The organism is Ornithinimicrobium sp. (genome assembly GCF_035267225.1).
In the GTDB taxonomy this organism is placed as follows: domain Bacteria; phylum Actinomycetota; class Actinomycetes; order Actinomycetales; family Dermatophilaceae; genus Ornithinicoccus.
Genome location: NZ_DATFMA010000078.1, coordinates 29886 through 41770, shown reverse-complemented (window position 1 = coordinate 41770; position 11885 = coordinate 29886). Strand labels below are relative to the sequence as shown.

Genomic DNA, 11885 nt, shown 5'->3' with positions numbered 1-11885 from the left:
AGCTTGGCCTCCACCAACGCCAGCGTCAGCGTCGAGCCGACGAGCGGGATGTCCGGCTTGGCTCGCAGCAGGTAGGGCACCGCGCCGATGTGGTCCTCGTGGCCGTGCGTGAGCACGATCGCCACGATGTCGTCCATCCGGTCCTCGATGAAGGAGAAGTCCGGCAGGATGAGGTCGACCCCGGGGTGCTCGTCCTCGGGGAACAGCACCCCGCAGTCCACGACCAGCAGCTTGCCCTTGTGCTCGATCACGGTCATGTTGCGCCCGATCTCACCGAGCCCGCCGAGCGCCACGACACGGACGCCCCCCTTGGCTAACCGGGGCGGGGAGGACAGCTCAGGATGCGGGTGGCTCATGCGCCCCACCCTAGGCGAGCGTGCGTACGATGAAGGCCATGCGCGCCTATCTGGACCTGCTGGAGCGCGTCCGGGGCGAGGGCGTGCGCAAGGACGACCGCACCGGCACCGGCACCCTGTCGGTCTTCGGTCACCAGATGCGCTTCGACCTCACCGCGGGCTTCCCCGCCCTGACCACGAAGCGGCTGCACCTGCGCTCCATCATCGGTGAGCTGCTGTGGTTCCTACGCGGCGACACCAACGTCGCCTGGCTGCACGAGCGCGGCATCACCATCTGGGACGAGTGGGCCGACCCCCGCGGCGACCTCGGCCCGATCTACGGCCACCAGTGGCGCTCCTGGCCCTCGCCCGACGGGCAGACCATCGACCAGCTCGCTCGCGTCATCGACGGGATTCGCAGCAACCCCGACTCCCGCCGCCATATCGTCTCGGCGTGGAACGTGGCCGAGGTCGACCAGATGGCCCTTCCCCCGTGCCACACCATGTTCCAGTTCTACGTCGCTCCCGCGCTCGAGGGTGAGACCGACCGTCGTGGGACCCTGTCGTGCCAGCTCTACCAGCGCAGCGCCGACATCTTCCTCGGCGTGCCGTTCAACATCGCCTCCTACGCCCTCCTCACCCACATGGTCGCCCAGGTCACCGGGCTGCGGGTCGGCGACTTCGTGCACACCCTGGGCGACGCCCACCTCTACCTCAACCACCTCGACCAAGCCGCCGAGCAGGTGACGCGCACCCCTACGACGCTGCCTACCCTCTGGCTCAACCCCGCAGTCAGCACCATCGACGGATTCGACCTCGACGACATCGAGGTGCGCAACTACGAGGCCGCCCCCAGCATCAAGGCACCGATCGCCGTATGACCGAGTCCCGACGCGCACCGACGAAACGCTCGATCCGCGACACGCGAGAGGGCACGGTCTTGACCCACGGAATCGATCAGAGGTTGACTCTGGTGGCCGCCGTCGGTGCCAACGGTGTCATCGGCGACGGTTCCGGGATGCCATGGCATCTTCCCGAGGACCTTCGCCACTTCAAACGCCTCACGATGGGTGGCGTCCTGTTGATGGGCCGGCGGACCTTCGACTCCATCGGCTCCGCCCTCCCCGGCCGGCGCACCGTGGTCATCACCCGCAACGCCTCGTGGCGGGCGGAGGGCGTCCAGGTGGCCCAGTCACTGCCCGAGGCCCTGCTCATCGCCGGCGGGGGCGAGGTCTTCGTGGTCGGCGGAGGCGAGATCTACCGGCAGTGCATCAGCGACGCCCATCGGCTCGTGGTCACCGAGGTGCACCAGCGCCCCGACGGTTCGGTGAAGTTCCCGACCATCGACCCCCACGTGTGGGCGATCGTCGAGCGTGAGCCACACGACGGGTTTGACATCACCACCTGGGCCCGCCGTTCGCCGGAGGCGGTCTGACGTGGCCCACACCGGCATCCAGCTGCGCCACGCGCCGGGCAACAGCGAGCACATCGCGGCGCTGAGCGAGCATCTCGGGGAGCGCGTCGGTCTGGCCGGCGTCATGGAGGACCTGAACCGGCAGGCAACGGCGGCGCACGTCCCCGGCGATGCGGTGCGGTGGGGTCTGACCTGGAACGAGCAGGACAACGAGAGCCCGCTGTGGTGGCCCCAGGGGATCAGCACGAGCGCGGACGCCAGTGGCACCGAGGACGTCCACGGCCGCAGGATGCTGATGACCACCTGGTACTGCAAGAACATCCCGGGTGGGGGTCAGGGCAGCCGGATCACGCTGGTCGACCTGGAGACGTTGCGTTACCGGCACGTCCTGCTCGTCCGTCCGTGGCGGACCCTCTGGGTCCAGCCGGCGACGCGGCCTCTGCACGTCCATGCCGGCGGTCTGGTCTGGGCAGCCCGTCATCTACACGTCGCCGGCACCCGACGAGGCCTGTTCACGTGCCGACTCGACGACATCGTGCGGCTGAAGCGCTCCGAGCAGACCTTCGGCTACCACTACGTCCTACCAGTGCGCACGCGATACCGGCCCGAGACCGCTCGCGGGGAGGAGCAGATGCGCTACTCCTTCCTTTCCCTGGACCGCAGTGCCGACCCACCTGCGCTGGTGAGCGGCGAGTACGGCCGGGGCGAGATGAGCACGCGGCTGGCCCGGTTCCCGCTCGACCCCCAGTCCCTGCTCCCGACCAGGAACCGGGACGGACACTGCCGCCCTAGTGTGGTGGACACCGACGGTGTCGGTCACATGCAGGGGGCGGTCGTGGTCGACGGGCGCTACTACATCAGCGCGAGCCGCGGCCGTCGTGCGCAGGGACGCATCTACGCCGGTCAGCCGGGGGAGCTGGTGCGGCACGACGACGCGATGCCCGCTGGACCGGAGGACATCACCTACTGGCCCTCGACCGACCAGCTGTGGTCACTGTCCGAGTACCCCTCGCGGCGCTTCGTCTTCACGATGGACCGGGCCCAGTTCGACTAGCGGACATGCTTCGAGACGAGCACGGGTGAACACTCACGCCTCGTCGTCCACACTGACCGCCTGGCCGTTCCCGCCCCTACCCTCGGCCTCGGCGGCGGGCTCGAGGACGGGCGTCGCCGCGGTGGTGACGTCCTCGACGTGGAAGATCTCGTGGTGCACATGGGCGGGATCGGCGCCGTGCTCGGCGAGGGTCTGCTGCACCTGATGGACCATGGGATGGGGGCCGCAGAGATACCACTCATCGACGCTGCGCACCGGGACCAGGTGCTCGAGCAGCGCAGTCATCCGTGGGCGGTCGATCCGGCCGGCGAACAGCGCGATCTCGGGCTTGTCCTGAGACAGGATCATCGCCAGCGTGAGCCGCGCCGGGTAAAGGTTCTCCAGGCCCCGCAGCTCCTCGGCGAACATGGTCGAATCGGCGCGCTTGTTCCCGAAAATCACGGTGACCTGGGACTGCGGCTCCTCTTCCAGGGCGGTCGTGACCAGCGACAGCACCGGGGTGATGCCCGAGCCGGCCGCCACCGCCACATGGTGCCGTGCCCGCTCCGGCTCGGTCGGCACCGTGAACCCGCCCATCGGCGTCATCACCTGAACGGCCTGCCCGACGCGCACCTGATCGTTCAACCAGTTCGACATCGCTCCCCCGCGCACCCGCGCGCTGGCCACGCGCAGCCGGCCGGTGCGGGCGTAGGCACCTCGGGAGGAGCAGATCGAGTACGAGCGGCGTACCTCCGCGCCGTCGATCACGGCGCGCAACGTGAGGTACTGACCGGGGGCGAACTCGAACTCGCTGCGCAGCGCCTCGGGGACGTCGAAAGTCAGTGCCACCGACCGGTCGGTCAGGCGCTCGACGTCGGTGACCCTCAGCTCGTGAAAGCGGGCGCGACGGCGCGGAGGACGGCTGACGATCAGGCTCACGCGAAGGTCAACAACGCCGGAGCGCCCGTCATGCCGCCCCGCTCCAGCGTGCACCTCCTCGACGCACTCGGCGCAGCCGTAGATCTGTCCCGAGGCCAGCGGCCCGCCGTCACAGTGTCAGACTGGGCGAGTGAGCCATGGGCACCACCATCACGCATCTCCCGGGCCGGCGGACTCTCCCCCGTCTGCCGATGCCAGCGTGCGCACCGCCCGTCACACCGACGCCCCGGCGGTCGGTCTGGTCCAGAACGCCGTGTTCCGCGCGACGTACGCCGAGGTGCTGCCCGACGAGGCGATCGCACAGTTCGCCCCCGGGGCCTTCGCGGCGGCATGGCGAGACGCGCTTGCGGGCCCTCCCAGCCCGCTGCACCGTGTACTGGTCGCGTGCGCGGGTGAGCAGGTCGTCGGGTTCGCCGCCCTGGGGCCGACCTCCGACACCGACCCCACGCTGCCCGAGCACACGGGAGAGATCTACGTGATGGGCATCCACCCCGATGCCCGTCGCAGCGGACACGGCTCGCGCCTGCTCAACGCCAGCGCAGACACGCTCCGCGCCGGGAACCATCACGCCCTGGTCGCCTGGACCCTCGCGGATGACGCGGGCACCCGCGACTTCTGCGCCACGGGAGGTCTGGAGCCGGACGGCGCATGGCGCGACCGCGTCGTCGACGCCGAAGGGCGAGTCGCCCGCGAGGTTCGGCTGCTGGCTCATCTCGGCGAGTGAGGAGCTGGGGTCGAGCGAACCGGCTCAGCCCGGCCACCCGGCAGGGAATCGCGGTCGGGGTGGCCACCGGGGCCTACGGCATCGGGTGCGGTGCCCTCGGGGTGGCCGCCGGGCTGTCGGTCCCCCAGACGATGCTGACCTCGCTGCTGCTGTTCAGCGGGGGCTCACAGTTCGCGTTCTTCGGGGTCGTGGGCGCCGGCGGCTCGGCCGGCACCGCGGTGGCCGCCTCGACCTTGCTGGGACTGCGCAACGCCTTCTACAGCGTCCAGATGGCGCAGGTGCTCCGGCTCTCCGGCTGGCGCCGCCTGCTCGCCGCCCATCTGACCATCGACGAGTCGACGGCGGTCAGCATCGGTCAGGCCACGCCGTCCGAACGGCGTCGCGGCTTCTGGGTGACCGGGCTGGCGGTCTTCGTCCTGTGGAACCTCATGACGCTGACCGGTGCGCTCATCGGGGACGCGCTGGGCGACCCCCGCACGTACGGTCTCGACGCCGCCGCCGCAGCGGCCTTCCTCGCCCTGCTGTGGCCCCGACTTCGTGGTCTCGACCCGTTGGCAACCGCTGTCGTAGCCGTGGTGTTGTCGGTGGCGGTCGCGCCTTTCACCCCCGCTGGGGTCCCGGTGCTGGTGGCTGTCCTCGCTGCGCTGGTGGTCGGCCTGTCGCCTCGCCCGTCCCGGGTGCCACGGCCATGAGTCTGTGGCTGGCCGTGCTCGTGGCGTGCGGACTCTCGTACGCGATGAAGCTGTCCGGCTACCTGGTGCCCCCGCAGGCGCTCGATGACGAACGCGTGCGGCGCGTCACCCCGCTGCTGCCGGTCGCTCTGCTCAGCGCCCTGATCCTGACCCAGTCGCTGCTGGACGAGGCCGGCCGCCTCACGCTGGACGCCCGTGCCGCCGGCTTGGCCGTCGCAGTCGTGGCGTTGATGGCCCGGGCACCGTTCCTGCTGGTGCTGGCTCTCGCCGCCCTCACCGCAGGGCTGGTCCGGATGGTCGCCGGCTGACGCTCCTGCCCGCGCCCTCGAGTCAGCGCATCATCGGTGTGGTTCGAACAGACGAGCGACGGAGCCGTTACTCAACCGGCCCGCCCCGGCTACTCATGTCGTGCGTCACCGGCCATGAGCGCTGGCCACGCCGCTAGGTTGCCCTGAAAGCCACCGACCCATGAGGAGCACCCATGAAAGCACCAGCCGCCACGGTAGGAGCCGGCTTCGCCGCCGCGGTCGTCGCCGGAGCCGTGCTCGCTGGCCCAGCGCAGGCCACACCGCAGGGCTTCACCGAGGAGGAGTTCGGTGTGGGCTACTTCTACGGCACCTTCGACGCGGACCCGGGCTACGCTCTCCTGGTCGGGGGGAGCGCCGAGGAGTTCTGCGAGGACGGCCCGGACGACCCGTTCGGCACCGCCGAGCCCGGATCCGCGACGGCTCGCGTTTTCACCCGGAACAACGGAACGGTCGTGACCAAGGTCAACTCTCGCGACCAACCCCTCTACCTCTACGTGACGCCACTCGACGGGCCAAGCTTCATCACGGAGTTCTGCGACATCTACTTCGACGATGACCCCACCACCAGCGTTCCCGACCCGGTGGCCAGCGGAACAGCCAACCTCAAGGTGCGCAACACGGTGTTATCCGAGTCCACCGTGGACATCTTCAACTCCGTCAACGGCTTCCTGACGGCCGGTGACGGCACCGAGTACAAGGTCCGTGCTTCGGTCGACGTCCTGCTCGAGAACGGCGCGCCCACCACGAACCCGGTCGACTTCGTCAACTTCAGCCTGACCGAAATCCGGCGCTGACCGCCGAGCCAGACGCCACCGCCGCCGGCTGACCCGCTGCCTGCCCTCGGGGCTGACGCATCGGGCCGACCCCACTGCCTCGACACGCCATTTCCGACCTGATGCTGCGCGCCAAGCGACTTTTGAGGGTATCTTAGGTGAACACGCGGTTAACGGGAGGTGGACAACGTGGATCAGATGCGGGTCAGACGTCAGTCGGCGCGGGGGCCGGTCGTGTCCTGGGTGCCGGTGACCGACGCCTCGGGGCGTGTTCGGATGGAGATGCGGTGGCTGGTAGGCGCCGACCGCCTCGACGCACGCGTGACGCGGCAGCACCGCCGGGTTGCCGCGTAGCGGCACCACTGCCGCCATACACGCGCACGGGGCGGGCCGGTACGAGACCGGCCCGCCCCGTCGGCGGTGCACGCCCGCGCTACTGAGGCGCGGGCGTCAGCTTCAGTCTGAGCTGCTTCCGGCTGCGGCCTCGGACTGTGCGGGCTCACTCGAGCCCCCACGGTTGCGACCGCCACGACGGCGCCGGTTACGACGAGGGCGAGCCTGCGAGGTCTCCTCGTCGTCGCTTTCGGCGCCGCTCATCGCCTCGGCGGCGTCGGCGGCGTCACCGGGCACGATCACCGAGGCCGGCTCCTCGGCCGGCTCGACCACGTCCGGCGCAGGCGCAACGGGGGCACTGGCCGACGGCGGGGTCGCCACCGTCTCGGCTGCGGGCTCGTCGGCCACGACGGCGCCCAGCGACAGCTTGCCGCGCGGGTCGACCTCCTTGAGCTCGACCTGGACCTTCTGACCCACCGAGAGCACGTCCTCGACGGCGTCGATGCGCTTGCCACCGACGAGCTTGCGGATCTCGGAGATGTGCAGCAGGCCATCCTTGCCCGGCGACAGCGACACGAACGCACCGAACGTCGTGGTCTTGACCACGGTGCCCAGGAATCGCTCCCCGACCTCGGGCATCGTCGGGTTGGCGATGGCGTTGATGGCGTTGCGCGCCGCCTCGGCCGAGGGACCGTCCACGGCACCGATGTACACCGTGCCGTCGTCCTCGATGGCGATGTCGGCTCCGGTGTCCTCCTGGATCTGCTTGATCATCTTCCCCTTCGGGCCGATCACCTCGCCGATCTTGTCCACCGGAACCTTGACACTGATGACACGCGGAGCGAACGGGCTCATCTCGTCCGGGGCGTCGATGGCCTCGGTCATGACGTCGAGGATGTGCAGCCGTGCCTCGCGGGCCTGGGTGAGCGCTCCACCCAGCACCGAGGCGGGGATGCCGTCGAGCTTGGTGTCGAGCTGGATCGCCGTGACGAACTCGGAGGTCCCTGCGACCTTGAAGTCCATGTCGCCGAACGCGTCCTCGGCCCCGAGGATGTCGGTCAAGGCCGCGTAGGCGGTCTCGGTCTCACCGGAGTCGTTCTCGACCTCCGCCGACACCAGTCCCATGGCGATGCCGGCCACCGGGGCCCGCAGGGGCACGCCGGCGTTCAGCAAGGACATGGTGGACGCACAGACCGACCCCATCGAGGTCGAGCCGTTCGAGCTCAACGCCTCGGAGACCTGCCGGATCGCGTAGGGGAACTCCTCTCGCGTCGGCAGCACCGGCAGCAGCGCACGCTCGGCGAGCGCACCGTGGCCGATCTCCCGACGCTTGGGCGAGCCGACCCGGCCCGTCTCCCCCGTGCTGAAGGGCGGGAAGTTGTAGTTGTGCATGTAGCGCTTGCGGGACACCGGGGAAAGAGTGTCGAGCATCTGCTCCATCCGCAGCATGTTCAGCGTGGTGACCCCCATGATCTGGGTCTCTCCGCGCTCGAAGATGGCCGAGCCGTGTGCCCGCGGGATCACCTCGACCTCAGCCGACAACGCCCGGATGTCCGAAGGGCCGCGGCCGTCGATGCGCACCTTCTCGCGCAGGATCCGCTGGCGGATGAGCTTCTTCTGCACCGCACGGTATGCCGCGGACAGCTCCTTCTCGCGCCCACCGAACGCGCCGTCACCGTCCTCGCCGGCCAGAGCCGACTTCATCGACTCCTTGATCTCGTCGATCCGCTCCTCGCGCTCGGCCTTGCCCGCGATCTGGAGGGCGGACGCCAGCGAGTCGCTGACCTCGGAGTCGACGGCCTCGAGGGCGTCGTCCTGGTAGTCCAGGAAGCGCGGGAACTCCCGCACCTCCTTGGCGGCCTCGGCCGCCAGCTCGGACTGCGCCTGGCACAGGGCGGCGATGAACGTCTTCGAGGCCTCGAGACCCTCGGCCACGACCTCCTCGGTCGGCGCCTGCTTGCCCTGCCCGTTGACCAGGTCCCAGGTGGCCTCGGTGGACTCGGCCTCGACCATCATGATCGCCACGTCCGGGATCGTGGAGCCGTCCTCGGCCGTGGTCTCACCCACGACGCGGCCGGCCACGACCATGTCGAAGGTGGAGCGCTCGGCGTCGCTGAAGTTGGGGAAGGCCACCCACTGACCGTCGATCAGCGAGACTCGCGTAGCACCGATCGGGCCGCTGAACGGCAGCCCGGAGATCTGGGTGGAGGCGGAGGCCGCGTTGATGGCCACCACGTCGTACTGGTGGTCGGGGTCCAAGGACAGCACCGAGATGACCACCTGCACCTCGTTGCGCAGGCCCGAGACGAAGCTGGGCCGCAACGGGCGGTCGATCAGACGGCAGGTGAGGATGGCCTCGGTCGAGGGTCGCCCCTCGCGACGGAAGAAGCTGCCGGGAATCTTGCCCACGGCGTACATGCGCTCTTCGACGTCCACCGTCAGGGGGAAGAAGTCGAAGTGGTCCTTCGGGTGCTTGCCCGCGGTCGTGGTCGACAGCAGCATCGTGTCGTCGTCGAGGTAGGCCGTGACCGACCCGGCGGCCTGCGCCGCCAGTCGCCCGGTCTCGAAGCGGACGGTGCGGGTGCCGAAGGCGCCGTTGTCGATGACGGCTTCGGCGGACGTGATCTCTGGACCCTCCATCGGGTCCTCCTATCTGTTGCGCTCAGCGCGGGGCATCGTCGTTGTGCCCGGCTGTTCTCACGTGTCGGTACGGGCGCTCGCGGCGGCCGTCGACGGGTACGCCGAAGCGACCCCCGTGATGGTGGTCATCCTCGGGAGTCGCTTCTGCGGGTGGTGCTCAGCGGCGTAGGCCGAGCCGCTTGATCAGCGACCGGTAACGCTCGATGTCGGTGTCGGCCAGGTAACGCAGCAGACGCTTGCGCTTGCCGACCAGCAGCAACAGACCACGACGACTGTGGTGGTCGTGCTTGTGCTGCCGGGAGTGCTCGGTGAGGTCGCGGATGCGCTGGGTCAACAGCGCCACCTGCACCTCAGGAGAGCCGGTGTCGCCCTCGGTCGTGCCGTACTCATCCATGATCTGCCTCTTGACAGCAACATCCAGCCCCACGGGCGACTCCCTTGATACTCGTTGCGCGGCGCTCCTGGGCAGTTCCACCAGGGCTCTCTGAATCCGCGGCCGTTGAACGGCAACTGTCAATCTAGCAGCGCGCGGCTCTCACCCCCAATTCCCCCACCCCCAGCCACATGTGGCGACCTCCGGCCGCCAACTCGAGGCCCGAGGTCGCGTTCGGGGCTGGGGGTGCAGGATCATGGCATCCATGGAGACCTTCGGTGAAGACTGGACCACCGGCCTGTGCGTGGCCGCCCACCCCGACGACCTCGAGTACGGCCTCGCGGCCGGGGTAGCGCGCTGGACCGGGCAAGGGAAGACGGTGACCTACCTGCTCGCCACCAGCGGCGAGGCCGGCATCGACGGCATCCCCCCGGTGGAGGTCGGCCCCCTCCGCGAGCAGGAGGAGCGAGACGGGGCCGCGCGCGTGGGGGTCGACGTGGTCGACTTCCTGGGTATGCCGGACGGCGGCCTGGAGTACGGCCGAGAGCTGCGCAGGGCCATCGCCTCGCAGATCCGCCTGCGACAACCCGACGTGGTCTTCTCCCTGACCCACCGGGAGCGGTTCGCCGGCGGTGGCACCAACCAGGCCGACCATCGCCACCTCGGCCTGGCCGCGTTGGACGCGGCGGCGGATGCGGGCAACCGCTGGATCTACCCCGAGCTCGAGGAACAGGGCCTGCAGCCCTGGTCAGGGGTCAGGCAGGTCTGCTTCGCCGGGTCGCCCGCACCCACACACACGGTCGACGTCACCGACACGTTCGCAGATGGCGTGGCGTCTCTGGAGGCGCACCAGCAGTACCTCGAGGGGCTGGGCCCGGACTACCCCACACCGACGGAGCTCCTCCAGGCCATCCTGGGCTCGTCCACCCACGAGGATCTCGGTGACTACACACTTGGCCTGGAGGTTTTCCAGCGCTGAGCTAGCATCGAGGTCGGGGGGTTCGGCCGGACGGGGGAAGGCGCATGGAAGGTGCACGCTGCTCAGCGGCATTGGTTCTGAGCGCCATCGCTCTCGGCGGCTGCGGGGACAGCTACGCCTGGGACGACTCACTCAGCGACAGCGCACGTGCTGAACGAGTCGACTCCCTGCTCAGCGGCGTCGACGCCATGACGGGTGAAGCGGTGGGCTCGCGTGGAGCTGAGGTCGCCCGGCGGATGACCGACGACGAGATCGTCGCGTCCGCGGCGTCCATCTGTGCGGGACTGCACGAGGGCCACGACACGGAGGAGGTCATCGACACGACCAGCGAGCGGGTGCCCGAGTTCCACGGCGCCGCCCTCGGCATCATCGGTCCACCCGCCGTCGAGTTCTTCTGCCCCGATCTCGCCCCGCAGTCCCCGTAGGCGCTCTGCCGGGTCGGAACGTCGAGCGCCCCGGGTCAGGTCCGTCGTTGACAGTTGGCGCACCAGAACAGGTTGCGCCCGGCCACCACCGCGCTTCGGACCACCGACCCGCAGCGCGGGCACGGCTCACCCTGCCTCTTGTACACCGACGAACGTCGACGACCCGGCCGGGGCGCCACCCCTCGCGCCATCTGGTCGAGCACCGTGGTGACCTGGCGCTCCACGGTCACGATGCGGCCGGTCACCACTCCGAGTGGCATCAGCAGCACCAGGTCGTCCCACAGGGCCTGCCAGGTATGCCGCTTGATCCGATGACCCTCGAACATCGGCCCGACGCGGTGCCGGAACAGCACCTCGCTGCGATAGACGTTGCCGACACCGGCCAGAACCTGCTGGTCCATCAGCAGCTCGGCGATGCTGCGTCGCGAGCGGTGGATCTTCGCCCAGGCACGCTCCGGGTCGCACTCGCCGGGCCGCAGCGGGTCGGGACCCTGCCGGGCGATGACGGCGGCCACCTCCTCCGGCGTCACCACCGCGCAGATGATCGGGCCGCGCAGGTCGGCCACGTGCCTCGCGGTCTCCAGCCGCAGGCGCACCTGGCCGCGCACCGGCGGCACCTGCGCCTCGGGATCGAGAGCGGTGAGTGTGAACTTGCCGATCAGCCCCAGATGCACGTGAAGTCGCAGGTCGGCGGCGAAGTCGACGAACAGGTGCTTGCCCCAGGCATCCGCCGCCTCGACCTCGTGGCCGTCCAACTGCGCAGCACCGTCGGCGAAACGCAGCTGCGGGCTGCTGGCCATCGGTGCCGTGCCTGCGAACGCCGCGTCGAGGTCACGGGCCAAAGCGTGGATCGTGTGGCCTTCGGGCATGCGGCCCATCCTGCCTGTCGATGAGCATCCGGCCGCACCTGGGCCGAC

The 11885-nt window shown here is 69.6% G+C and carries 14 protein-coding genes; 9 read left to right on the top strand and 5 right to left on the bottom strand.

The annotated features are described in order from the left end of the window. Positions 1-356: MBL fold metallo-hydrolase (locus VJ976_RS07610; RefSeq protein ID WP_324099522.1), on the bottom strand; the 356-nt coding region annotated here is incomplete at its 3' end. 38 nt (positions 357-394) lie between these two features. Here VJ976_RS07610 and VJ976_RS07605 point away from each other — a divergent pair. From VJ976_RS07605 to VJ976_RS07595, 3 genes are all read left to right on the top strand, one after another. Then, complete coding sequence (locus tag VJ976_RS07605; RefSeq protein WP_324099521.1) at positions 395-1216, top strand: thymidylate synthase; 822 nt, start codon at positions 395-397, stop codon at positions 1214-1216. Positions 1217-1308: 92 nt separating this feature from the next. Continuing rightward, entirely contained in the window at positions 1309-1770 is a 462-nt protein-coding gene (locus VJ976_RS07600) for a dihydrofolate reductase (protein ID WP_324099520.1), read from the top strand. Position 1771: 1 nt separating this feature from the next. Then, a complete protein-coding gene (locus tag VJ976_RS07595) occupies positions 1772-2803 on the top strand; it encodes a hypothetical protein (RefSeq protein WP_324099519.1) in 1032 nt (343 codons plus the stop codon). Positions 2804-2836: 33 nt separating this feature from the next. On the opposite strand, the gene VJ976_RS07590 is transcribed toward VJ976_RS07595, so the two are convergent. After that, a complete protein-coding gene (locus tag VJ976_RS07590) occupies positions 2837-3721 on the bottom strand; it encodes an FAD-binding oxidoreductase (RefSeq protein ID WP_324099518.1) in 885 nt (294 codons plus the stop codon). Positions 3722-3920: 199 nt separating this feature from the next. Between VJ976_RS07590 and VJ976_RS07585 the strand changes: the two genes are divergently transcribed. The 4 genes from VJ976_RS07585 to VJ976_RS07570 all read left to right on the top strand — a co-directional run bounded on the left by VJ976_RS07585 (position 3921) and on the right by VJ976_RS07570 (position 6239). Next, positions 3921-4445, top strand: coding sequence for a GNAT family N-acetyltransferase (locus VJ976_RS07585; protein ID WP_324099517.1), 525 nt, complete (start codon positions 3921-3923; stop codon positions 4443-4445). Further along, a complete protein-coding gene (locus VJ976_RS07580) occupies positions 4442-5137 on the top strand; it encodes an AzlC family ABC transporter permease (RefSeq protein ID WP_324099516.1) in 696 nt (231 codons plus the stop codon). The genes VJ976_RS07585 and VJ976_RS07580 overlap by 4 nt, the downstream gene beginning before the upstream one ends. Next, positions 5134-5445 carry an AzlD domain-containing protein gene (locus tag VJ976_RS07575; RefSeq protein WP_324099515.1) on the top strand — a complete coding sequence of 104 codons (312 nt, stop codon included), beginning with the start codon at positions 5134-5136 and terminating at the stop codon, positions 5443-5445. Before VJ976_RS07580 ends, VJ976_RS07575 begins: the two co-directional genes overlap by 4 nt. Positions 5446-5618: 173 nt before the next feature. Next, on the top strand, positions 5619-6239 hold the full coding sequence (locus VJ976_RS07570; RefSeq protein WP_324099514.1) for a hypothetical protein: 621 nt from the start codon (positions 5619-5621) through the stop codon (positions 6237-6239). 435 nt (positions 6240-6674) lie between these two features. Here the strand turns inward: VJ976_RS07570 and VJ976_RS07565 are convergent, their stop codons facing one another. Both VJ976_RS07565 and rpsO read right to left on the bottom strand, forming a co-directional pair. After that, entirely contained in the window at positions 6675-9191 is a 2517-nt protein-coding gene (locus VJ976_RS07565; RefSeq protein WP_324099513.1) for a polyribonucleotide nucleotidyltransferase, read from the bottom strand. A gap of 157 nt (positions 9192-9348) precedes the next feature. Further along, complete coding sequence (gene rpsO, locus VJ976_RS07560) at positions 9349-9618, bottom strand: 30S ribosomal protein S15 (RefSeq protein ID WP_324099512.1); 270 nt, start codon at positions 9616-9618, stop codon at positions 9349-9351. Between the two features lie 202 nt (positions 9619-9820). On the opposite strand from rpsO, the gene VJ976_RS07555 reads away from it, so the two are divergent. Next, complete coding sequence (locus VJ976_RS07555; RefSeq protein WP_324099511.1) at positions 9821-10543, top strand: PIG-L deacetylase family protein; 723 nt, start codon at positions 9821-9823, stop codon at positions 10541-10543. Positions 10544-10587: 44 nt separating this feature from the next. After that, positions 10588-10968, top strand: a complete 381-nt coding sequence (locus tag VJ976_RS07550) for a DUF732 domain-containing protein (protein WP_324099510.1) — start codon at positions 10588-10590, stop codon at positions 10966-10968. 35 nt (positions 10969-11003) lie between these two features. Here the strand turns inward: VJ976_RS07550 and VJ976_RS07545 are convergent, their stop codons facing one another. Beyond that, on the bottom strand, positions 11004-11837 hold the full coding sequence (locus VJ976_RS07545; RefSeq protein ID WP_324099509.1) for an Fpg/Nei family DNA glycosylase: 834 nt from the start codon (positions 11835-11837) through the stop codon (positions 11004-11006). Positions 11838-11885 lie beyond the last annotated feature (48 nt).

Excerpts from the sequence above, each read along its gene's own strand:
- VJ976_RS07605 (WP_324099521.1), top strand. The coding sequence starts at position 395 with ATGCGCGCCTATCTGGACCTGCTGGAGCGCGTCCGGGGCGAGGGCGTG.
- VJ976_RS07575 (WP_324099515.1), top strand. The coding sequence starts at position 5,134 with ATGAGTCTGTGGCTGGCCGTGCTCGTGGCGTGCGGACTCTCGTACGCG.
- VJ976_RS07570 (WP_324099514.1), top strand. The coding sequence starts at position 5,619 with ATGAAAGCACCAGCCGCCACGGTAGGAGCCGGCTTCGCCGCCGCGGTC.
- VJ976_RS07565 (WP_324099513.1), bottom strand. The coding sequence starts at position 9,191 with ATGGAGGGTCCAGAGATCACGTCCGCCGAAGCCGTCATCGACAACGGC.
- VJ976_RS07555 (WP_324099511.1), top strand. The coding sequence starts at position 9,821 with ATGGCATCCATGGAGACCTTCGGTGAAGACTGGACCACCGGCCTGTGC.
- VJ976_RS07550 (WP_324099510.1), top strand. The coding sequence starts at position 10,588 with ATGGAAGGTGCACGCTGCTCAGCGGCATTGGTTCTGAGCGCCATCGCT.
- VJ976_RS07545 (WP_324099509.1), bottom strand. The coding sequence starts at position 11,837 with ATGCCCGAAGGCCACACGATCCACGCTTTGGCCCGTGACCTCGACGCG.